Origin of the sequence: Erwinia typographi, assembly GCF_000773975.1 — a bacterium.
GTDB lineage: Bacteria > Pseudomonadota > Gammaproteobacteria > Enterobacterales > Enterobacteriaceae > Erwinia > Erwinia typographi.
Map to the genome: position 1 here is coordinate 18,632 of NZ_JRUQ01000049.1, position 21,235 is coordinate 39,866.

At 56.5% G+C, this 21,235-nt stretch carries 19 protein-coding genes; 10 read left to right on the forward strand and 9 right to left on the reverse strand.

Annotated elements, in window-relative coordinates; translation table 11 throughout:
- Positions 1-12 precede the first annotated feature (12 nt).
- Together tauA and NG99_RS17165 are read right to left on the reverse strand one after the other, a co-directional pair.
- Positions 13-990: a taurine ABC transporter substrate-binding protein gene (tauA, locus tag NG99_RS17160; protein WP_034895563.1), complete on the reverse strand. Its 978-nt coding sequence runs from the start codon at positions 988-990 to the stop codon at positions 13-15.
- 226 nt (positions 991-1,216) lie between these two features.
- On the reverse strand, positions 1,217-1,819 hold the full coding sequence (locus NG99_RS17165; protein WP_034895564.1) for a LysE family translocator: 603 nt from the start codon (positions 1,817-1,819) through the stop codon (positions 1,217-1,219).
- 85 nt (positions 1,820-1,904) lie between these two features.
- Between NG99_RS17165 and NG99_RS17170 the strand changes: the two genes are divergently transcribed.
- From NG99_RS17170 to NG99_RS17180, 3 genes are all read left to right on the forward strand, one after another.
- The gene (locus NG99_RS17170) at positions 1,905-2,897 is read left to right on the forward strand and encodes a hydrolase (RefSeq protein ID WP_084110571.1); all 993 of its coding nucleotides are present in this window, start codon (positions 1,905-1,907) and stop codon (positions 2,895-2,897) included.
- A 1-nt stretch (position 2,898) separates the two neighbouring features.
- Positions 2,899-3,117 carry a YheU family protein gene (locus NG99_RS17175; protein WP_034895567.1) on the forward strand — a complete coding sequence of 73 codons (219 nt, stop codon included), beginning with the start codon at positions 2,899-2,901 and terminating at the stop codon, positions 3,115-3,117.
- A gap of 84 nt (positions 3,118-3,201) precedes the next feature.
- Positions 3,202-4,071 carry a phosphoribulokinase gene (locus NG99_RS17180; protein ID WP_034895569.1) on the forward strand — a complete coding sequence of 290 codons (870 nt, stop codon included), beginning with the start codon at positions 3,202-3,204 and terminating at the stop codon, positions 4,069-4,071.
- A gap of 40 nt (positions 4,072-4,111) precedes the next feature.
- Here the strand turns inward: NG99_RS17180 and NG99_RS17185 are convergent, their stop codons facing one another.
- Positions 4,112-5,287: an amidohydrolase gene (locus NG99_RS17185; RefSeq protein ID WP_034895571.1), complete on the reverse strand. Its 1,176-nt coding sequence runs from the start codon at positions 5,285-5,287 to the stop codon at positions 4,112-4,114.
- The gene (locus tag NG99_RS17190) at positions 5,277-6,494 is read right to left on the reverse strand and encodes an MFS transporter (RefSeq protein ID WP_052130761.1); all 1,218 of its coding nucleotides are present in this window, start codon (positions 6,492-6,494) and stop codon (positions 5,277-5,279) included. Before NG99_RS17190 ends, NG99_RS17185 begins: the two co-directional genes overlap by 11 nt.
- Before the next feature lie 189 nt (positions 6,495-6,683).
- On the opposite strand from NG99_RS17190, the gene NG99_RS17195 reads away from it, so the two are divergent.
- The gene (locus tag NG99_RS17195; RefSeq protein WP_052130762.1) at positions 6,684-7,628 is read left to right on the forward strand and encodes a LysR substrate-binding domain-containing protein; all 945 of its coding nucleotides are present in this window, start codon (positions 6,684-6,686) and stop codon (positions 7,626-7,628) included.
- Here the strand turns inward: NG99_RS17195 and NG99_RS17200 are convergent.
- Positions 7,594-8,001: an OsmC family protein gene (locus NG99_RS17200; RefSeq protein WP_034895573.1), complete on the reverse strand. Its 408-nt coding sequence runs from the start codon at positions 7,999-8,001 to the stop codon at positions 7,594-7,596. The genes NG99_RS17195 and NG99_RS17200 overlap by 35 nt on opposite strands.
- A gap of 308 nt (positions 8,002-8,309) precedes the next feature.
- Between NG99_RS17200 and crp the strand changes: the two genes are divergently transcribed.
- A complete protein-coding gene (crp, locus tag NG99_RS17205) occupies positions 8,310-8,942 on the forward strand; it encodes a cAMP-activated global transcriptional regulator CRP (RefSeq protein ID WP_034895576.1) in 633 nt (210 codons plus the stop codon).
- 58 nt (positions 8,943-9,000) lie between these two features.
- On the forward strand, positions 9,001-11,079 hold the full coding sequence (locus NG99_RS17210) for a YccS/YhfK family putative transporter (RefSeq protein ID WP_034895577.1): 2,079 nt from the start codon (positions 9,001-9,003) through the stop codon (positions 11,077-11,079).
- Between the two features lie 89 nt (positions 11,080-11,168).
- Here the strand turns inward: NG99_RS17210 and argD are convergent, their stop codons facing one another.
- The 3 genes from argD to ppiA all read right to left on the reverse strand — a co-directional run bounded on the left by argD (position 11,169) and on the right by ppiA (position 13,832).
- Positions 11,169-12,386 (reverse strand): bifunctional acetylornithine/succinyldiaminopimelate transaminase, encoded by a 1,218-nt coding sequence (argD, locus tag NG99_RS17215; RefSeq protein ID WP_034895579.1) that lies wholly within the window; start codon positions 12,384-12,386, stop codon positions 11,169-11,171.
- Between the two features lie 84 nt (positions 12,387-12,470).
- Positions 12,471-13,046: an aminodeoxychorismate synthase component II gene (locus NG99_RS17220; protein WP_034895581.1), complete on the reverse strand. Its 576-nt coding sequence runs from the start codon at positions 13,044-13,046 to the stop codon at positions 12,471-12,473.
- Between the two features lie 213 nt (positions 13,047-13,259).
- A complete protein-coding gene (gene ppiA / locus NG99_RS17225; RefSeq protein WP_034895583.1) occupies positions 13,260-13,832 on the reverse strand; it encodes a peptidylprolyl isomerase A in 573 nt (190 codons plus the stop codon).
- Positions 13,833-14,107: 275 nt separating this feature from the next.
- On the opposite strand from ppiA, the gene tsgA reads away from it, so the two are divergent.
- Entirely contained in the window at positions 14,108-15,292 is a 1,185-nt protein-coding gene (tsgA, locus tag NG99_RS17230; protein WP_034895586.1) for an MFS transporter TsgA, read from the forward strand.
- Positions 15,293-15,352: 60 nt separating this feature from the next.
- Here tsgA and NG99_RS17235 read toward each other — a convergent pair whose 3' ends face one another.
- Positions 15,353-16,633, reverse strand: a complete 1,281-nt coding sequence (locus NG99_RS17235) for a cytosine deaminase (protein WP_034895588.1) — start codon at positions 16,631-16,633, stop codon at positions 15,353-15,355.
- A 247-nt stretch (positions 16,634-16,880) separates the two neighbouring features.
- Here NG99_RS17235 and nirB point away from each other — a divergent pair, with 247 nt between their 5' ends.
- From nirB to cysG, 3 genes are all read left to right on the forward strand, one after another.
- Positions 16,881-19,415 carry a nitrite reductase large subunit NirB gene (gene nirB / locus NG99_RS17240; RefSeq protein WP_034895590.1) on the forward strand — a complete coding sequence of 845 codons (2,535 nt, stop codon included), beginning with the start codon at positions 16,881-16,883 and terminating at the stop codon, positions 19,413-19,415.
- Positions 19,412-19,738, forward strand: coding sequence for a nitrite reductase small subunit NirD (nirD, locus tag NG99_RS17245; RefSeq protein ID WP_034895592.1), 327 nt, complete (start codon positions 19,412-19,414; stop codon positions 19,736-19,738). The genes nirB and nirD overlap by 4 nt, the downstream gene beginning before the upstream one ends.
- A 74-nt stretch (positions 19,739-19,812) precedes the next feature.
- The gene (cysG, locus tag NG99_RS17250) at positions 19,813-21,177 is read left to right on the forward strand and encodes a siroheme synthase CysG (RefSeq protein ID WP_034895594.1); all 1,365 of its coding nucleotides are present in this window, start codon (positions 19,813-19,815) and stop codon (positions 21,175-21,177) included.
- Positions 21,178-21,235 lie beyond the last annotated feature (58 nt).

The following is a 21,235-nucleotide window of genomic DNA, read 5'->3' on the forward strand; positions in this document are numbered from 1 at the left end:
GAAACTCCTTAATTACTGAGCGAGAGGTTTAACAAAGCGATCGGTGACGTAATCGCTGTAATCGCTGGCCGCCTGCGGCACTTTTCCCTGCTCTTTAAGGAATTTGGCGGTATCGATAATGGCTTTATCCACCGGCTTGCCTAACTGCTCAACCTGCTGCTGCGCGGTGAGGTAGGTGTTCCCCTTCACCAGACCGGGCACCTGCTGCTCCGGCACGCCACTCAGGCGCGAGAGTTTGCTGAGGTTATCGCCCTCTTTCAGCCACTGCTCAGGATTGTCGAGATAGCCCTTCTGTGCGGCAAGCGCGCTGCGGGCAAAGGCGGTAACCACGTCCGGATGCTGCTGCGCAAAGTCCTTACGCACTACCCAGACATCCAGCGTGGGCGAACCCCACTTCCCTACCTGTTCAGAATCGGTCAGCACCTTGCCGCTTTTCTCCAGCTCGTTCACCGCCGGAGCCCAAACGTAGGCGCCATCTATATCTCCCCGCTGCCAGGCCGCAATAATGGCGGGAGGCTGGAGGTTAACAATTTGCAGCTGATCGGGACGAATACCCCAGTGTTTCAGGGCGGAAAGCAGGCTGTAGTGGGTGGTGGAAATAAAAGGCACCGCGATGCGCTTACCGATCAGATCTTTCGGGCTGCTGATTTCCTTTTTAACCACCAGCGCTTCAGAGTTGCCCAGTTGGGAGGCCAGCAGGAAAACTTCAATTGGCACCTGCTGGCTGGCCGCCACGGCTAGCGGGCTTGAGCCAATATTGCCAATCTGTACATCGCCGGAAGCCAGCGCGCGAACCACGCTGGCTCCGCTGTCAAATTTGCGCCAGTCCACCTTCGCCCCGCTCTCTTTAGCAAAAGTATTATCGGCCTGCGCCACTTTGGCCGGCTCGGCGGAGGTTTGATAAGCGACGGTGACGTCCACCGCCTGTGCGCTAAGCGCGGAAAGTGAAAGCGTTGCTGCGATCAGAGAAAGTGTGAATTTACGCGCCATGGCCTGCTCCGGTTATCGTTGTTATGGGTGAACAACCTCTTTGTAACCGAGAGCAATCATCGCGATAAAGTAATTAAAAATTATCTTTTATAACTTTATTTGCTTAGAAGAAAGGTGGTATTGGTTTGCTGAAAAGTGGGTTTGTTAAACAAGGACCAGGGCAAATGAGCAAGACAGGCATAAAAAAACCACCGCATTGCGGTGGTTCATAAGGCGTAGCGATAAATTAATGCCAGATGAGCAATACACAGGCGGCGGTCAGCGCCCCCATTGCGAGATTAAAAATGGTCCAGGCGCGGCGGCTGCGCAGAATGCGGCCAATCAGCGAGCCAAAACCCAGCCAGATAAGGCCGGAAACCACGTTCACCAGGGCCATGCCGATGCTGATGGCGACTACCGAACCTCGGTACGCCTCTCCCGCCAGGCTGAAGCTTGCCACGGCGCCCAGCGCCATCAGCCAGGCTTTCGGGTTGATCAGTTGCAGCAGCCCACCCTGCCAGAACGGCATCGGCGCGGCCGGAGCGTTATCGGTTTCCAGCTTTTCGTACTTCGCCGTGCCAATCTTCCACGCCAGCCATAACAGGTAAGCGCTTCCGGCAATTTTCAACACGAGGTGAAGGGAAGGATAGAGCAGGATCAGGCCGCCAATGCCAAAGGCGACCATCAGCAGCATGACCTGCATACCGATCATGATGCCAATCAGCAGCCACAGCGAGCGCAGAAAACCAAAATTGGCGCCGGAGGCGGTGAGTAACATATTATTAGGGCCTGGCGTGATGGCCGCGACCCACAAAAAGCCCAACATTGATAAAAACAAACTCAGTTCCATATGAAACGGGTGCTCCTCACCCCCTGACCGGAAACGAACCCGACGAAGCTAGCAATGTGACAGAGATCCTACAAGCATTTTGAATATAAATTTTAATCACTCAGCGGACGCCGCCTTCAGACCTCTTTCCGGTCTGAGCAATGCGCATCTGCAAACCATTCTGCCACGGCTGATCCGCCGTCGTATTGCGCTGCAACCGCACTGGCAGCGCCTGACGCTGCCGGACACGGATTTCGTCGATCTGGCCTGGAGTGAAGATCCTGCGTTCGCCAGACATAAGCCGCGCGTGGTGCTTTTTCACGGGCTGGAAGGCAGCTTCCACAGCCCTTATGCGCACGGCCTGCTTCGGGCGTGCAAAGAGCGCGGCTGGCTTGGCGTGGTGATGCATTTTCGTGGGTGCAGCGGCGAGCCAAATCGCCTGCGGCGGATTTATCACTCGGGCGAGACCAGCGACGCCAGCTATTTTCTGCGCTGGCTGCGTGAGGAATGGGGCAGCGTCCCCACGGCGGCCGTTGGCTTTTCACTCGGCGGCAACATGCTGGCTTGTCTGCTGGGCGAGCAGGGAACAAGCTGCCTGCTTGACGCCGCCGTCGTGGTCTCGGCGCCGCTGATGCTGGAACCCTGCAGCCTGAAGCTGGAGCAGGGATTCTCACGCGTTTATCAGCGCTATCTGCTTAACCAGTTAAAACAGAACGCCGGACGTAAACTGCGCGCCTGGCCCGGCACGCTCCCCGTCGATCTTTCTCAGCTAAAGGCGCTTAAAAAACTGCGGGATTTTGATGATGCGATTACCGCCAGAGCCCACGGCTTTCTGGATGCCACGGACTACTATCGCCGATGCAGCGCGATGCCGCTACTGCCCGGCGTGGCTAAACCGCTGCTGATTATTCATGCCAAAGACGATCCCTTTATGACCAGCGAAGTGATCCCCGCGGCCGACCTGCTGCCCTCTTCTGTCACCTATCAGCTAACGGAGTATGGTGGTCACGTAGGGTTTGTGGGTGGAACCCTGCGTAAGCCGCAAATGTGGCTTGAACAACGCATTCCTCAATGGCTTTCAACCTGGCTGGACAACTAACGTGATTATTCCCTGGAAAGAGCTCGACGCCGAGACCCTCGACAACCTGATTGAATCTTTCGTACTGCGTGAAGGCACCGACTACGGTGAGCAGGAGCGTTCGCTGGAGCAAAAAGTAGAGGACGTTCGCCGCCAGTTAAGCAGTGGCGAAGCGGTGCTGGTATGGTCAGAGTTGCACGAGACGGTCAATATCATGCCTCGCGGACGGGTAACCGGCTAAAACTCCGGCGTCAGGGATGACACCCGCGAGCGAAACATGATACCAATGCTGGATCGATATGACTTTTCTCAGGGAGGTATGCGCATGTCAGCCAAACACCCGGTTATCGCCGTTACCGGTTCGAGCGGGGCGGGAACCACCACCACCAGCCTGGCCTTCAGAAAAATATTTCAGCAGCTGGATCTGCACGCCGCCGAGGTCGAAGGCGACAGCTTTCATCGCTACACCCGCCCTGAAATGGATATGGCGATCCGTAAAGCGCGGGATATGGGTCGCCACATCAGCTATTTTGGCCCGGAGGCCAATGATTTCGCCCTGCTGGAACAAACGTTTTTAGAATATGGCCGCAGCGGCAGCGGCAAATCGCGTAAATATCTGCACACCTACGATGAGGCGGTGCCGTGGAATCAGGTGCCGGGAACCTTTACGCCCTGGCAGCCGCTGCCGGAGCCGACAGACGTGCTGTTCTATGAAGGTCTGCACGGCGGCGTGGTCACGCCGCATAACAATGTTTCGCAGCATGTGGATTTGCTGGTCGGCGTGGTGCCAATCGTCAATCTGGAGTGGATCCAGAAGCTGGTGCGCGACACCAGCGAACGCGGCCATTCGCGTGAAGCGGTCATGGACTCCGTCGTGCGCTCGATGGAGGATTACATTAACTTTATTACGCCACAGTTCTCCCGCACGCACATTAACTTCCAGCGCGTGCCGACCGTTGATACCTCCAACCCCTTCGCAGCACGAGGCATTCCCTCTCTGGATGAAAGTTTTGTGGTGGTCCATTTTCAGGGACTGGAAGGTATCGACTTCCCGTACTTGCTTGCCATGCTCCAGGGATCGTTTATCTCACATATCAATACGCTGGTGGTGCCGGGCGGCAAAATGGGGCTGGCGATGGAGCTGATCATGGGGCCGTTGGTGAAGCGGCTGATCGAAGGAAAAAAAATAGAGTAGTTCAACTGCGTAGGGCGGCAAAACTGCCGCCCCCTCCGGGTTACATCAGCAGCGTCTCAATAAACGCGACGTGAAGCTTCACGCCAACCCTGAGCACATCTTCATCAAGCTTAAAGCGTGGGTTATGGACGTTCCAGGTCGTCCCCTTTTCTTCACTGCCACTGCCTATAAAAAGGAAACAGCCGGGCACTTTTTCCTGATACGACGAAAAATCTTCGCTGCCAAACATCGGGTCGTCCAGCTTTTGCAGTTTCCCCTCGCCCAGCGCTTTACCAACCACTTTTTCGGCCACCCGACAGGCATCAGGATGATTGCAGCCGATGGTGTAACCGCGCTGCCAGTCAAGCTGGTAGCTGGCTTCGTGGGCAAGGGTTAGCCCGTCCAGCATTTGCTGCACCAACCGTGGGACCTCATCCCTGACCTGATGGCTATGGGTTCGCAGCGTCCCGGCCAGATGGACGCTGTCCGGGATAACGTTATAGCCGCCATTGCCTTCAAAGGTGGCAACAGTCAGCACCGCGCGCAGCAGTGGGTTCAGCCGCCGCGAGGCGATCTGCTGTAGTTTCAGCACCACTTCCGCGCCCAGCACAACGGGGTCGCAGCTCAGATGCGGCATCGAACCATGCCCGCCCTTGCCTTTCAGCACAATGTCAAAATTATCGCTGGAGGCGCTGAACACCCCCTCGCTGTAGCCTACCGTGCCGGTGGGAAACAGCGGCATCACATGCAGCCCGAAAATCATCGACACTCTGTCCAGCACGCCCAGCTTAACCAGCTCCAGTGCTCCGCCAGGGGGAACCTCCTCAGCATGTTGAAAGATAAACCGCACGCTACCCTTCAACTGCTGCTGGAGCTGACAAATTACCCAGGCCGCCCCCATCAGCATAGCGCTGTGCGCATCATGCCCGCAGGCGTGCATTACGCCATCGCGCTGGGAGCGAAAAGGCTCATCGCTGATTTCCTGAACAGGTAGTGCATCAATATCAGCCCGAAGTGCGTAGCATGGGCCGGGTTCAGCACCGTGAAGTTCCGCAACCACGCTGTTAGGCGTCGGGCGGCTCAGCGTTAACCCCCTGAATCCCGCCAATTCCCCGGCAATAAAGTCGGCGGTCTCCTGTTCATGGAAGGAAAGATCGGGTCTGGCATGAATATAACGCCGCCATGCCAGTACGCGCGGGGCTATTTCATCAAATAATGGAGCGAGGTTAGTCTTCATCAGAACTCCTGAGTGAGTCATATTGCGGCTTAAGCGGCTTTTCAGCCAGCGGCAGAGAAACCAGTCCAGCAATCACCATCACGCTGACAATAAAGGCGAAGATGGCGCCGTAGCTGCCGGTCAGGGTGAGCAGATAGCCCATTGCAATCGGCGCAACAAAGCCCCCCAGCGTTCCGCCGGTATTGATTACCCCCATCGTGCAGCCTATGACCTGTTTTGGCAGTCGTTTCATTGGCAGGGTAAATACGGTGACGAAGGCCGCCATGACAAAAATGTTGGCGACAAAAAGGGCGGCGCCGATGGTCCAGGCGGAGTGACTGGCATACACGGCCCACATGCCCACCGCACTTAGCAGGGCAGAGAAACTGATCACCAGGTGCTCTCTGCCCTGCATATAACGTCCGACTAGCCAGCCGGTACTCAGCGAAGAGATCCAGATCCCTAGCCCACCGGCACCGGCAATCAGGCCAGACACGCCGACGGAAATCCCCCGATGCTGAACGAGAAACTTTGGCAGCCATGCCATCAGGCCATAGGTGGTGATATTGATGCAGAAGATGGCGATGAACAGCAGAACAACCAGCGGGGTTTTCAGGACGTTGCGCAGGGAGACATCCTCAGCCTGCGGCGTTCTGGCGGCCGGTTTAACCGTGGGAAGCACCAACACCATCAGCAGCGCTATCAGCATCACCGCCAGCCCCATGGCGACAAAGGAGTGACGCCAGCCCAGCAGATTCAGCGAGGCCACGGCCACTACCGGTCCCAGCGTCATCGCTAACCCGGCAGAAGAGAGCAGAACGGACTGGGCAAAGGTGCGCTGATCCACGCTGAAGTTATCAACCACCGCTTTAGCGCAGGAAGTGGGATAGCCAGAGTGGCCCACGCCAGAGAGAAACCGGAAGGCCAGCAGCAGCGCAAGGCTGAATCCCAGCCAGCCAAAGCCAACGGCAAACAGCCCCAGCAGCGAAAGCGATAAAACAATCATTGGCTTGTAGCCAAAGCGATCGTTCAACCATCCTGCCGGAATTTGAAAAAGAGAATACGACAGAAAAAAGATACCGGTGATATAGCCCAGTTGAGTAGCAGAGAGGCCAAACTCTTTTTCCAGCGGCAGAAGGGCGAAACCTATGACAGTTTTATCAATATAAACAAAAGCATAACCGATAAAAAGCATCATAATAATCAGCGGGCGTGAGAGTGTTTTCATTTTTTTTCCTGTAGGCCTGATGAACCGGAGACCTCTGCCGCCGGTCAGAGTTGAGCAAAGTGTGACAACGCTCGCAACTCTTTATCTTTCAGCCAGTTAAATGATGACCACTATCATTAATCGTTTCCATGCGCTGGGGTAAGATGCAATTTTTTATCCGGTGATAACGGATTAGCATCGGGAGGAAACATGGGCTATTTACCCAAACTGCGGCAGCTAAGGGTTTTTCAGGAGATTGTCCGCCAGGGAAGCGTACGCGCCGCAGCCCGTTCGCTCAGGCAAACGCAGCCCGCTATCAGCCGGACGCTGCGCGAGCTGGAACAGACGCTGAAGACCACGCTGGTGATCCGCAGTGCGCAGGGGATTACCCTGACTGAAAGCGGTAAAGCTTTCGCCCAGAGAAGCCTGCTTATCCTCGAGGAACTCCAGCGAGCCACGGACGAAATAGAGCTGATCGATCAGGCTAATCAGGGGTCGGTAGCCGCCGGTTTTTCATCCCTTCTCGCCTTCACAATTTTCCCTGAGGTGGTTAAAGAGTACCAGCGCAAGTCTCCCGCCACGCGGCTGAAAATCAGGGAGGCGCAGTTATCCACCCTGCTTCCGGCGCTGCGTGAGGGGACGCTGGATTTTGCTATCGGCTCGCTGGGGGCCAACCTGCCGCTGGACACCTTTAATGTTATCCCGCTGTTCAGGGTGCCGTTTTGTATTATTGCCCGCGCAAACCACCCCTGCAGCAACGCGACGGCCCTGTCACAACTGGTCGATCAGCGATGGTTGATTCCAGAAACGGAGATGGGTTATTACCCGGTACTGGCCGAGCAGATGGCGGCGTTTTACGCCAGCCTGACTTATCCTCCGTTACTGACTGACTCCATAGCGTGTGGGATCAATTTGCTGTTGCAGGCGGATTATCTGGCGGTGGTGGCGCGCTCGATGCTGAGACAGTTCGAAAACTCGCTGGAAGCGCTACCGGTGACGATAGCGCTCCAGGCGGATTACGCGGTGATATGGTCAAAAAAGTGGCCGCTGACCACCAGCGCGCAACGCTTTATTGAGGTGATCAAGTTTCACTGCGCCACTTATGACTGGCAGAAAGAGGTTATGCCTTCTCAACGACTTCATAGCTGTGGGTGATCTCCACGCCTTTGCCCAGCATCAGGGCAACGGAGCAATATTTTTCGGCCGAGAGATCAACTGCACGGGACACCGCTTTATCGCCCAGCGCATTACCGGTTACAATAAAATGCAGATTGATGTGGGTGAACAGGCGCGGCGCTTCTTCACGCCGCTCCGAGGTCAGCTTCACCTCGCAATCCTTTACGTCCAGGCGCCCCTTTTGCAGAATTGACACTACGTCAATAGCGCTGCACCCTCCGGCCGCCATCAGCACCATCTCCATCGGACTGGGGGCTTTATCCCCTGAGTTTCCGTCCATCAACACCTGATGTCCCGATGAGGATTCTCCCAAAAACGTTAATCCTTCCACCCACTTGACTCGAGCCTGCATAACAAGTTCCTCTAATTCATTTAGTTAACTTCAGATTACGCTTAAGAGCGAAAAACGGCAATGCGATAGCTTTCGCACTATGCTGAAGCGAGACAACAGAAGACACTCGTTGAAAGCTGTGCTACAAACAAAGCTGTAATATTTTCGTCAGTACTCTACAGACACGACGAAACGGGACGACATAACGAGCCAGGCTTTGAACAGAGGCCCGAATAAATTTCCTGATGGGAAACGCTTGACTATTTCAACGCCTGACAGGGAACTCTGCCCCTGTATTTAGGCACGATGACAACAGAGGATAACAGCGAATGGTTCTCGGCAAACCGCAAACAGACCCGACACTTGAATGGTTCCTGTCACATTGCCATATTCATAAGTATCCCTCCAAAAGCACCCTGATCCATCAGGGTGAAAAGGCGGAAACCCTCTACTACATCGTCAAAGGTGCGGTAGCAGTGCTTATCAAGGATGAAGAAGGCAAAGAGATGATCCTCTCTTACCTCAATCAGGGCGACTTCATTGGCGAACTTGGCCTGTTTGAAGAAGGCCAGGAGCGTAGCGCATGGGTTCGTGCGAAGACGGCTTGTGAAGTGGCTGAAATCTCCTACAAAAAATTCCGTCAGCTGATTCAGGTGAATCCTGACATTTTGATGCGCCTCTCTGCGCAGATGGCAAGCCGTCTGCAGGTAACTTCAGAGAAAGTCGGTAATTTAGCGTTCCTCGATGTGACTGGTCGCATCGCGCAGACGCTGCTGAATCTGGCGAAACAGCCCGATGCGATGACTCACCCGGACGGTATGCAGATCAAAATCACCCGTCAGGAAATTGGGCAAATCGTCGGCTGCTCGCGTGAAACGGTCGGACGTATTCTGAAGATGTTGGAAGATCAAAACCTGATCTCGGCACACGGTAAAACCATCGTTGTCTACGGCACGCGCTAATCGGCTCTGATCCACGGCGCAACAGCCCCTGTTGCGCCTTTTTATTTGGTATGGAGTGATGTGGCGTAGAATTATTTACCACCCTGAGGTTAACTACGCACTGCGTCAGACGCTGGTGCTTTGTTTACCGGTAGCTATCGGATGGCTGCTGGGCGATTTGCAAAAAGGGCTGCTTTTTTCCTTAGTCCCTGCCTGTTGTAACATTGCCGGTCTTGATACTCCCCACAAACGCTTTTTTAAACGCCTGATCGTTGGCGGCAGCCTGTTCGCCTTCAGCAGCTTTCTTATTCAGTATCTTGCCGGGCACGCTGTTCCTCTGCCGGTGATTCTGTTCACGATGACGATGCTGCTGGGCATCACCGGAGAGATCAGCCCTCTGCACGGACGACTGCTGCCCGGCTCGCTGATTGCCGCCATTTTCACCCTCAGCCTCGCCGGACGAATGCCGATCTGGCAACCGCCCATGCTGTACGTGCTGGGCACCATCTGGTATGGCGTCTTCAACTGGTTCTGGTTTTGGCTGTGGAAAGAGCAGCCGTTAAGAGAGACCCTGAGCCTGCTTTATCGGGAGCTGGCAGGCTACTGCGAAGCGAAATACACCCTGCTAACCCGGCTTACCGACCCGGAGAAAGCCCTGCCTCCGCTGCTGGCGCGCCAGCAGAAAGCCGTCGATCTGATCACCACCTGTTATCAGCAGATGCATATGCTGTCAGCCACCAGCCACAATCACCATAAGCGGTTAACCAGGGCGTTTCAGGTGGCGCTGGATTTACAGGAGCACATATCTGTCAGCCTTCATCAGCCGGAAGAAGTGCAAAAGCTGGTTGAGCAGAGCCACGCTGAAGCGGTGATCCGCTGGAATGCCCAGACCATTGCCGCCAGGCTGCGCGAGCTGGCCGACGATATTCTCTACCACAAGCTGCCCGAACGCTTCGCGATGGACAAGCAGCTTGGCGCGCTGGAGAAGATTTCACGGCAGAACCCGGACAACCCGGTCGGCACGTTCTGCTATTACCACTTCAGCCGCATTGGGCGCGTGCTGCGCACGCAGCGCCCGCTCTATCAGCGAGATTTAATGGCCGACCGGCAGCGTCGCCTGCCGCTGCTTCCGGCGATCAAGAGCTATCTGTCGCTGAACTCTGCCGCGCTGCGTACCGCCGCCCGCTTCGCGGTGATGCTCACCTTCGCCAGTTCGCTGGCGCTGTTTTTCAACCTGCCGAAGCCGTACTGGATCCTGATGACGGTGATGTTTGTCAGCCAGAATGGCTACAGCGCTACTCGCGTCAGGATCCAGCACCGGGCGCTGGGCACGCTGGCCGGGTTGGTTATCGCGGCCATTACCCTGCGGCTACAGGCGCCGGAATCCATCGTGCTGCTGGTGATGCTGGCGATTACGCTAATCAGCTATCTGTTTATCCGTAAATTTTACGGCTTCGCGATGATCGGCTTCACGGTTACCGCCGTGTATTCCCTTCAGTTGCTCTCCCTGAACGGCGCGGACTTCCTGCTTCCGCGCCTGCTGGATACGCTGATGGGCTGCCTGATTGCCTTTGGCGGCATGGTCTGGCTATGGCCCCAGTGGCAAAGCGGCCTGCTGCGGCAGAATGCCCACGATGCGCTCGGCACCTATCAGGATGCGCTCCAGCTGCTGCTGGGCAATGAGCAGAATCCGGTAAAGCTGGCCTACCAGCGCATCCGCGTCAACCAGGCCCACAACGCGCTGTTCAACTCGCTGAACCAGGCGATGCAGGAGCCGGGATTCGATCCCAGTTACCTGGCGGATATGAAGCTCTGGGTGACGCACAGCCAGTTTATTGTTGAGCATATCAACGCGATGACCACGCTGGCGCGTGAGCACACCATGCTGACCGCCTCGCTGGCGGAACGCTATCTGCAATCTTGCGAAGTCGCGCTACAGCGCTGCCAGCAGCGTCTGGAGTACGACGGACCAAGCTCGGAAGTGAATGTGCTGGATAGCCAGCTTGAATTAAATCAGGGGCCGGTGACGATTCTGGAAAGGCATGTGAAGCGGATTCTGGGACACTTGAGCGTGATGCATACCATCTCCTCACTGGCCTGGAGCTCTCGCCCTCATCATGGTCGCTGGCTGTCGCGGCGGTTGAGAAAATCGCCCTGAGAATGGGCAGTGAAAGGTAGAATAAAAGAGGCGTTGCCGGATGGCGTGGTTGAGCAGGGAGCTGAAGATTTCAGCCCCCCGATCGTGGGTTAAGCGAGGACTTTTTCTACCGCTACGGCCAGGCGGGCCATGCCCTCTTCAATATCCGTCGGCTCAATCACCAGCGATGGCGCAAGGCGGATCACCTCGTTGCCGGCATTAAGAATCATCACGCCTTCGGCCGCCGCGGCGTTCAGAATATCGCGCGCTTTGCCTGCGTGCTGCGGTTTCAGCGCCGCGCCAATCAGCAGCCCCTTCCCACGAATGTCGCTGAACAGGTCCAGCTTCGCATCCATCGCCTTCAGCGCCGCCACAAACTGCTCACGACGCGCCTCTACCCCGCTCAGCACCTCTGGCGTATTGATGATATCCAGCGCGGCTTCCGCAATAGCGCAGGCCAGAGGATTGCCGCCGTAGGTGGTGCCGTGTACGCCAGGCGACATGGCCGAAGCAATCTCATTGGTGGTCAGCATCGCGCTCACCGGGAAGCCGCCGCCCAGCGCTTTCGCGGTGCTCAGAATATCCGGCTGCACACCATAATGCTCGTAGGCGAACAGCTTGCCGCTGCGGCCCATGCCGCTCTGTACCTCATCCAGCACCAGCAGCGCCTGATGCTCATCACACAGCTTGCGCAGCCCCTGCATAAATTCAACTGTGGCAGGCATCACGCCGCCTTCGCCCTGGATAGGCTCAACCACAATGGCGCAGGTGTGATCGTCAATAACCGCTTTAACCGCCGCCAGATCGTTAAAGGGTACATGCACAATGTCAGCCGGTTTAGGGCCGAAACCGTCAGAGTATTTCGGCTGGCCGCCAACGGAAACGGTAAAGAGCGTACGGCCGTGAAACGCATTGTGAAACGCAATGATTTTGCTCTTATACGGCGAGTGGCGTTTAGCAGCGTAATAGCGGGCCAGCTTGAAGGCGGCTTCGTTGGCTTCCGCGCCGGAGTTGGCAAAGAACACGCGTTCAGCAAAGGTAGCCGCGATCAGCTTGCTGGCCAGACGCAGCGCAGGCTCGTTGGTGAACACGTTGCTGGTGTGCCACAGGGTTTCGCCCTGGGTTTTCAAGGCCTCCACCAGCGCAGGATGGCAATGCCCCAGCGCGGTCACCGCAATCCCACCGGAAAAATCGATGTACTCTTTACCCTGTTGATCCCAAACGCGGCTGCCTTTGCCCTTTACTGGCACAAACTGCGCTGGTGCATAAACAGGCAATATCACCTCATCGAACGTTGCCCGAGTTACCGCTAATTTATTCGCTGCCATTGGCTACCCCATCATTCTGTCGTTGCAGGAGAGTGAAATTATAATCACAAAATATGCATAAAAAATCACTTAAAAGCAATTGTTTCACGATTTAAGAAAATTGCCGAGCAGCTGGTGCCCCTGCTCGCTGAGGATACTTTCCGGATGGAACTGCACGCCTTGCAGCGGTAAAGAGCGGTGGCGAAAGCCCATGACCTCATCCGGCTGTCCGTCGGCCAGCGTCCAGGCCGTGATGTCAAACTCGTCCGGCAGGCTCGCCGTTTCCACAATCAATGAATGATAGCGCGTGACGGAGAGCGGATGATTCAGTCCGGCAAAGACTCCGCCGTCGTTGTGCTCAATTGCCGACACTTTGCCGTGCATCACCTGCCGCGCCCGCACCACGCGAGCGCCGTAAGCCTGCGCGATAGCCTGATGCCCAAGGCAGACGCCGAGTATCGGCAGCTTTCCGGCAAATTCGCGGATCGCCGCAAGCGAGATGCCCGCGTCGTCCGGCGTACAGGGACCGGGCGAAATAACCAGCCGCTCAGGTCGCAAAGCGGCAATCTGCTCCAGCGTAATCTCATCGTTACGGTGCACCTGCACCTCCGCGCCCAGCTCGCAGAAGTACTGGAAGAGGTTCCAGGTGAAAGAGTCGTAGTTATCAATAAGCAGCAGCATGGTAGCTCCGGGCCGGATTGGGACGCCGCTATTCTACGCACTTTCCGGCCGTTCGCTTACCACTTTGCCAAAGGCTGCGCTCAATAAACCGCGATACCGTTCGGCTTTTTGACAGGCTGCCTCTCCGGACAAGGTGATTGCTGCGTGCTGCGGCCTGGCGACCGCGTACAGATTGCCTGCACTGACGATCGGCAGCAATCACCCGACGGGAGATTAAGGCAGAACTTTTGCGGAGAGAATGACTACCGGTTTTACCGGAACGTTCTGGTAAGGACCAACATTCTGCGATGGAACCTGAGAGATTTTATCGGCGACGTCCTGACCTTTCACAATTTTACCAAATACCGCATAGCCGAAGTCGCGCTGCCCGTGATCCAGGAAGGCGTTATCCGCTACGTTGAGGAAAAACTGGCTGGTCGCGCTGTCTTTATCCGCGGTGCGGGCCATAGAGATAGTGCCGCGCTTGTTAAGCAGGCCATTGTCGGCCTCATTTTTGATTGGCGCATTGGTTGGCTTTTGCTGCATATCTGCGGTAAAGCCGCCACCCTGTACCATAAAGCCTGGGATCACGCGATGGAAAGTCGTGTTGTTGTAGAAGCCACTGTTGACGTAGTCGACGAAGTTTTTCGTCGAAACAGGAGCCTTTTGATTATCGAGTTCCAGCTCAATGTTACCCGCCGAGGTGGTCAGCATCACATGCGTATCTCCCTTTGCGGCGAAAGCAGAAGCGGAGAGCGCGGACAGCGCGAAAACGGTGGCAACCGCTGTCAAAGTACGTTTTAACATGAAAGATTCCTTACTAAGGGCTACAGGCCAGAAAAACAAAATTGATTGTAAAGAGGCGCTTATCAACGCGCCAGCGTTTTACCTTTATTTACGCGTAAACTGTCGACCGCAATCGCTTCCCCCGTTAAAAAAAGCGTGACTTTGTTCACGAAACACATGAATTTGAAAATAAATGTTTCATTATTTATTTAAGCCGATCACGTTTATCGCTACACTTCCGCTGCTTACCGTAGGCGTCCTGCCTCACGTTCCTTTTGACACACGGGTTTCAAATTATGACTAATCGCGATCGCATTGGGCTTACCTGGATCAGTTTCTTCTCTTATGCGCTTACCGGCGCGGTAGTCATTGTGACCGGTATGGTGCTGGAAAATATTGCTGACTATTTTCAGTTACCCGTAGCCCAGATGAGTAACACCTTCACCTTCCTGAATGCCGGTATCCTGGTGGCGGTGTTCCTCAACGCCTGGCTGATGGAGATTATCCCGCTTAAGCGTCAGCTAATATTTGGCTTCGTCCTGATGGTGCTGGCGATACTGGGGCTGATGACCAGCCACAGCCTGAGCGTCTTCTCCCTGTGTATGTTCGTGCTGGGCGTCGTCAGCGGCATTACCATGTCGATCGGCACCTTCCTGATCACCCATCTGTATGAAGGCCGCCAGCGCGGTTCCCGACTGCTGTTTACCGACTCCTTCTTCAGCATGGCGGGCACTATTTTCCCGATCATCGCCGCCGCCATTCTCGCCCGCTCGCTGCCCTGGTATTGGGTTTATGCCTGCATCGGCGTGATTTATGTGGCAATTTTTGTGCTGGCGCTGTGCTTTGAATTCCCGGTATTGGGCAAGAAAGCGCCCAACCAGCCGCAGGGAGAAAAAGAGAAATGGGGCGTCGGCGTTCTGCTGCTCTCCATTGCCGCACTGTGCTATATCCTCGGCCAGCTTGGCTTTATTGGCTGGGTGCCGCTGTATGCCACCAAAACGATGGGCATGGATATCAGCCAGGCCGGTGGGCTGGTCGGCAACTTCTGGACCTCCTACATGATCGGCATGTGGGCCTTCAGCGCCATTCTGCGCTTCTTCGATCCGCAGCGCATTGTTACCGTCCTGGCGCTGCTGGCTACGGCGCTGATGTACTGGTTTGTCAGTTCAACGGACGCGTCAATGCTGAAGTGGATCATGATTAGCCTGGGCTTTTTCTCCAGCGCAATCTACACCACCATCATCACCCTGGGTTCATTGCAGACCAAAGTTTCCTCGCCGAAGCTGGTTAACTTTATTCTGACCTGCGGCACCGTGGGCACCATGCTGACCTTTGTGGTCACCGGCCCTATCGTTGAGAAAGGCGGCGCTCACGCGGCTCTGCTGACCTCAAACGGTCTGTATGCCGTGGTGTTTGTGATGTGCCTGCTGCTGGGCTTTGTCAGCAAGCACAAGCTGCACGGCCACATGTCCGCGCATTGACGGAAGAAAGGCCGGGGAACCGGCCTTTTTGACTTACCTGGCGCAGCATCTCCTCACCCTTCAGCGTTTAAAATCTACCTTTTCACTTTCCTGCAAATACAGGGTGGTGTCGGCAGGTTTCGTTTCAGCAATCACCCTTCCCTGACGAATGGAATAGCGCACCGACACCTGTCGCCGCAGCGCGTCAAAACCATTCTCGGCAGGCAGAATAATCAGGTTGGCAGTGTTGCCGGCCTGAATACCGTAATCCCCTAGCTGTAAGGTTCTGGCGCTGTTATGGGTAATCAGGTTAATGCCAGCGTCGATCTGGCCATAGCCCATCAGTTGGCAGACGTGCAGCCCCATATGCAGCACCTGAAGCATGTTAGCCGTGCCGAGCGGGTACCAGGGATCGAAGACGTCATCGTGCCCAAAGCAGACGTTGATATCAGCCTCAAGCATCTCTTTCACGCGGGTGATGCCACGACGTTTAGGGTAAGTATCAAACCGTCCCTGAAGATGAATATTCACCAGCGGATTGGCGACAAAGTTGATGCCTGAAAGCTTCAGCAGGCGGAACAGGCGTGAGGTATAGGCGCCGTTGTAGGAGTGCATCGCGGTAGTATGGCTCGCCGTCACGCGCTCGCCCATTTTTTCACGCAGCGCCAGCGCGGCTACCGTCTCAACAAACCGCGATTGTTCGTCATCAATTTCATCGCAGTGTACGTCCACCATGCGCTGATATTTCTGCGCCAGCGCGAAGGTTTTATGCAGCGATTCAACGCCGTATTCCCTGGTGAACTCAAAGTGAGGGATAGCTCCCACCACGTCTGCGCCAAGCTTCAGCGCCTCTTCCAGCAGAGCTTCACCGTCCGGATAGGAGAGGATGCCCTCCTGAGGAAAGGCCACCAGTTGAATATCCACCCACGGGGCCATCTCCGCTTTCACTTCCAGCATCGCTTTCAGCGCGGTCAGCGTCGGATCGGAAACATCAATATGCGTACGCACATGCTGGATGCCGTTGGCGATCTGCCATTTTAACGTCTGGGTGGCGCGCTGTTTAACATCTTCATGGCTGAGCAGCGCCTTGCGTTCCGCCCAGCGCTCAATGCCCTCAAACAGCGTACCGGACTCGTTCCAGGCCGGTTCCCCGGCGGTCTGCGTGGTATCAAGATGGATATGCGGCTCAATAAACGGAGGAAAGGCCAGGCCGCCCTCCGCATCCAGCGCATCGGCCGCTGGCGGGTGCTGAGTCTGAGGGGAAATTCGGGCGATTTTGCCGTCATGGATCTCAATTTGCCAGAGGCCTTCCCGCCAGGGCAAACGCACATGATGAATCCATTTTAAATTAGCAGCCTGCATAAACGCTCCACAAGGTCGATTGTCTCTCCTTAACCATACCATTGTTTATGCTGGCTGCACGGTAGATTGTCGGAGGTAGGCTGAGGCGATTGATTCGAAATGCTGCAATTTCCGTAACTTACAAAAATCAAAGCCAAATCAGCCACCTACCCATTAAGGAGTATTTAAAAAGCGGATTGATGTACATCAATAACCCTGTATTGCGGCGCGCTATTGTAGCCGCAATATATGGCATTGTGAGGCAAAAATGAGCACCCGACTCGTCATCATTGGCAACGGCATGGTGGGCCACCGATTAATTGAAGAACTGGTTGAGAAAGCTGCGCCCGGGCAGTTTGCCATCACCGTTTTTTGCGAAGAACCCCGCGTGGCCTACGACCGCGTTCACCTCTCCGCCTATTTCTCCCATCATACTGCTGAAGAGCTGTCGCTGGTTCGTAACGACTTCTATCAGAAAAACGGCATTGAGGTGCTGATTGGCGAACGAGCCATCACGCTCAACCGCCGGGAAAAAGTGATCCACTCCAGCAGCGGCCGCGCCGTTCACTATGACAAGCTGGTGCTGGCGACCGGTTCCTGGCCGTGGGTCCCGCCGATTAAGGGCGCGGAGGGTCAGGACTGCTTCGTTTACCGCACGATTGAAGACCTTAACGCGATTGAAGCCTGCGCCCAACGCAGCCAGCGCGGCGCCGTGGTTGGCGGCGGCCTGCTGGGTCTGGAGGCCGCCGGAGCGCTTAAAAACCTGGGCATTGAAACCCATGTGGTGGAGTTCGCTCCGGTGCTGATGGCCGAACAGCTTGATCCGCTGGGCGGCCAACAGCTGCGGCAGAAAATCGAGCGAATGGGCGTAAAAGTTCATACCGGAAAAAATACCCAGCAGATTATTGACCGCCCGCAGGGTGGCAAAACCATGCAGTTTGCTGATGGCAGCGAACTGGAGATTGATTTTATCGTTTTCTCCACCGGTATCCGCCCGCAGGACAAGCTGGCCAGGCAGAGTGAGCTGGCGCTGGGCCAGCGCGGCGGCGTGCTGATTGACGACAGCTGCATAACCAGCGATGCCGATATCTACGCCATCGGCGAGTGCGCAGCCTGGCAGAACCGGATTTATGGTCTGGTCGCGCCGGGCTACAAAATGGCGCAGGTCACCTGCGACCATCTGCTGGGCAACGACAATCGTTTTACCGGGGCGGATATGAGCGCCAGGCTCAAGCTGCTGGGCGTGGACGTGGGCGGCATTGGCGACGCGCATGGCCGTACGCCTGGCGCGCGGAGCTACGTCTATCTGGACGAAAGCAAAGAGGTATATAAACGGCTGGTCGTCAGCGCTGATAACAAAACGCTGCTGGGCGCGGTGCTGGTCGGCGATACCAGCGATTACGGCAACCTGCTGCAGCTGATGCTGAACGCGATCGAACTGCCGGACCATCCCGACTCGCTCATTCTTCCTGCCCACGCGGGCAGCAAGCCAGCGATTGGCGTGGAGTCGCTGCCGGAAAGCGCGCAAATCTGCTCCTGTTTCGACGTCACCAAGGGCGATCTGATCGGCGCGATCCACAAAGGCTGCCATACCGTTGCGGCGTTAAAGGCCGAAACCAAAGCGGGCACCGGCTGCGGCGGCTGCGTGCCGTTAATGACTCAGGTATTGAACGCCGAGCTGAGCCGTCAGGGCATTGAGGTCAACCACCACCTTTGCGAGCACTTCAGCTACTCCCGCCAGGAGCTGTATCACCTGATCCGCGTTGAAGAGATCAAAACCTTCGACCTGCTGCTGGAAAAATATGGCCAAGGCTACGGCTGCGAAATCTGCAAGCCTGCGGTCGGGTCGCTGCTTGCCTCCTGCTGGAATGAATACGTGCTTAAGCCGCAGCATACCGCGCTACAGGACAGCAATGACCTGTTCCTCGGCAATATTCAGAAAGACGGCACCTATTCAGTCATCCCCCGCTCCGCTGGCGGCGAAATCACGCCGGAAGGGCTGGTAGCCATCGGTGAGATTGGCCGCCGCTATAACCTGTATACCAAAATCACCGGCTCGCAGCGTATCGGCCTGTTTGGCGCGCAAAAGGACGACCTGCCGGCGATCTGGTCACAGCTGATCGCCGCCGGGTTTGAAACCGGCCACGCCTATGCCAAAGCGCTGCGCATGGCGAAAACCTGCGTCGGCAGCAGCTGGTGCCGCTTCGGCGTTGGCGACAGCGTCGGCCTGGGCGTTGAGCTGGAAAACCGTTACAAAGGAATTCGCACGCCGCACAAAATGAAATTTGGCGTCTCTGGCTGCACCCGCGAGTGTGCCGAAGCGCAGGGCAAAGACGTGGGTATTATCGCCACCGAAAAAGGCTGGAATCTCTACGTAGCCGGTAACGGCGGCATGAAGCCTCGCCATGCGGATCTGCTGGCGGCTGACCTGGACCAGCAGACGCTGATCCATTATCTTGACCGCTTTATGATGTTCTACATCCGCACGGCCGATAAACTACAGCGCACCTCGCTCTGGTTGGAAAGCCTTGACGGCGGCATCAGCTATCTCCGGCAGGTTATTGTGGAAGATAAGCTGGGACTCAATGCGCAAATGGAGAGCGATATCGGCCGACTGCGCGAGCAGGTTAGCTGCGAATGGAAAGAGACCGTTGACGATCCTCGTCAGCACGCCCGCTTCGCCCAATTTATCAACAGCTCACAACGTGACCCGCTGGTGCAGATCGTTGCCGAACGCGAGCAGCACCGCCCCGCGCGTCCCGATGAGCGCATTCCCGTTGTTCTCCTGGAGGAGCCATCATGAGCCACTGGTATCCGGTCTGTTCTCTGGAGAGTATTCTTCCCGCCACCGGCGTCTGCGCGCTGGTAGCCAGCCAGCAGGTAGCAGTATTTCGCCCAGGAGAGGACGAAACGGTGTTTGCACTGAGCAATATCGATCCCTTCGCCCAGGCCAGCGTGCTGTCCCGCGGTATTATCGCCGAACATCAGCAGGAGCTGTGGGTAGCCAGCCCGTTGAAAAAGCAGCGTTTCCGATTGCGGGACGGGCTGTGCATGGAAGAGGAAAGCCGCTCGATCGCCAGCTATCGCGCCAGAGTGCGCGACGGGCAGGTTGAAATCGCTGTCTGATCCCCGCCCGACAGGTAAAATCCCGCACCGGCCGCCATCAGGCGGCCCTTTTTCTTCTGACTTGTGAGCGTCGTATGGATTATCTTCCGCTGTTCTGCCAACTGCGTAACCGGGCCTGCCTGCTGGTGGGCGGCGGCGAGGTGGCGGAGCGTAAAGCCCGCCTGCTGTTAAAAACCGGTGCCGAGCTGAAAATCTGCGCAACGCACTTCTCCCCGCAGTTCCTTCTCTGGCAGCAGTCCGGCGAGCTGAAGTTGCTTCACGGCGCCTTCAGTGCGGAGATGATCGACGGCTGCTGGCTGGTGATTGCCGCGACGAACGACGATAAGGTCAATCAGCAGGTCAGCGCCTGTGCCGAAGCCAGCCAGGTGTTCTGCAACCTGGTGGATACGCCGGAGCAGGCCAGCGCGATCATGCCTTCCGTCGTTGACCGCTCGCCGCTAATCGTCGCCATCTCCAGCGGCGGAAAAGCGCCGGTGATGGCCAGGCTACTGCGGGAAAAAATCGAAGCCCTGCTGCCCCAGCATCTGGGTAAAGTGGCTGCTTACGCCGGTTCACTGCGCCAGCGAGTCAAAAAAGAGTTTGCCCAACTGGGTCAGCGCAGGCGTTTCTGGGAAAAGGTGTTTCACCATGACCGGCTGGCGCAGTCGCTGGCCAACGGGCAGGCTGAACGGGTAGCGGAACTGACAGAAGAGGTGTTTCAGCAACCGCTGGAAAACCGTGGCGAAGTGGTGCTGGTGGGTGCCGGGCCAGGTGACGCCGGGCTGCTGACGCTAAAAGGCCTACAGCAGATCCAGCAGGCGGATGTGGTGGTATACGACCGGCTGGTTTCAGAGGAAATTCTGGAACTTGTGCGCCGCGATGCGGAAAGGATTTTCGTCGGCAAGCGGGCTGGTTTTCACTGCGTGCCGCAGGAGGCGATCAATCAGCTGCTGCTTGAGCTGGCCCAGCAGGGGAAGCGCGTTGTGCGCCTGAAGGGAGGCGATCCCTTTATCTTCGGGCGCGGTGCGGAGGAGCTCGAGGCGCTGCTGGCGGCGGAAATCCCCTTCTCCGTGGTGCCCGGCATCACCGCCGCCTCCGGCTGTTCAGCCTACAGCGGCATTCCCCTTACCCACCGCGACCATGCGCAGAGCGTCAGGCTGGTGACCGGCCATGTGCAGGCTAACGGCTGTCTGGACTGGCAGAATCTGGCCGCTGAACAACAGACGCTGGTGTTCTATATGGGGCTGTCGCAGGCGGGAGAGATCCAGAAGCAGCTGCTGGCGCACGGAATGGCAGAGGATATGCCGGTTGCGCTGGTTGAAAGAGGCACCTCGCCGCAGCAGCGCGTGGTCAGCGGAGAGCTTCGTCAACTGGGCACGCTGGCGTCAGCAGTCAGCAGCCCCTCGCTGATTATCGTTGGGCGGGTTGTCGCCCTGCGGGATAAGCTGCGCTGGTTCTGAAACGTCAGGAAAAGCGTATGACGGAGAGCATGGGAAAGGTTATGCCGGGAAAATAAAC

What these genes read in the sequence shown, in the direction of transcription:
- tauA (WP_034895563.1), bottom strand. Translation starts at nt 990, where the DNA reads ATGGCGCGTAAATTCACACTTTCTCTGATCGCAGCAACGCTTTCACTT.
- NG99_RS17165 (WP_034895564.1), bottom strand. Translation starts at nt 1,819, where the DNA reads ATGGAACTGAGTTTGTTTTTATCAATGTTGGGCTTTTTGTGGGTCGCG.
- NG99_RS17180 (WP_034895569.1), top strand. Translation starts at nt 3,202, where the DNA reads ATGTCAGCCAAACACCCGGTTATCGCCGTTACCGGTTCGAGCGGGGCG.
- NG99_RS17185 (WP_034895571.1), bottom strand. Translation starts at nt 5,287, where the DNA reads ATGAAGACTAACCTCGCTCCATTATTTGATGAAATAGCCCCGCGCGTA.
- NG99_RS17190 (WP_052130761.1), bottom strand. Translation starts at nt 6,494, where the DNA reads ATGAAAACACTCTCACGCCCGCTGATTATTATGATGCTTTTTATCGGT.
- NG99_RS17195 (WP_052130762.1), top strand. Translation starts at nt 6,684, where the DNA reads ATGGGCTATTTACCCAAACTGCGGCAGCTAAGGGTTTTTCAGGAGATT.
- NG99_RS17200 (WP_034895573.1), bottom strand. Translation starts at nt 8,001, where the DNA reads ATGCAGGCTCGAGTCAAGTGGGTGGAAGGATTAACGTTTTTGGGAGAA.
- crp (WP_034895576.1), top strand. Translation starts at nt 8,310, where the DNA reads ATGGTTCTCGGCAAACCGCAAACAGACCCGACACTTGAATGGTTCCTG.
- NG99_RS17210 (WP_034895577.1), top strand. Translation starts at nt 9,001, where the DNA reads ATGTGGCGTAGAATTATTTACCACCCTGAGGTTAACTACGCACTGCGT.
- argD (WP_034895579.1), bottom strand. Translation starts at nt 12,386, where the DNA reads ATGGCAGCGAATAAATTAGCGGTAACTCGGGCAACGTTCGATGAGGTG.
- NG99_RS17220 (WP_034895581.1), bottom strand. Translation starts at nt 13,046, where the DNA reads ATGCTGCTGCTTATTGATAACTACGACTCTTTCACCTGGAACCTCTTC.
- ppiA (WP_034895583.1), bottom strand. Translation starts at nt 13,832, where the DNA reads ATGTTAAAACGTACTTTGACAGCGGTTGCCACCGTTTTCGCGCTGTCC.
- tsgA (WP_034895586.1), top strand. Translation starts at nt 14,108, where the DNA reads ATGACTAATCGCGATCGCATTGGGCTTACCTGGATCAGTTTCTTCTCT.
- NG99_RS17235 (WP_034895588.1), bottom strand. Translation starts at nt 16,633, where the DNA reads ATGCAGGCTGCTAATTTAAAATGGATTCATCATGTGCGTTTGCCCTGG.
- nirB (WP_034895590.1), top strand. Translation starts at nt 16,881, where the DNA reads ATGAGCACCCGACTCGTCATCATTGGCAACGGCATGGTGGGCCACCGA.
- nirD (WP_034895592.1), top strand. Translation starts at nt 19,412, where the DNA reads ATGAGCCACTGGTATCCGGTCTGTTCTCTGGAGAGTATTCTTCCCGCC.
- cysG (WP_034895594.1), top strand. Translation starts at nt 19,813, where the DNA reads ATGGATTATCTTCCGCTGTTCTGCCAACTGCGTAACCGGGCCTGCCTG.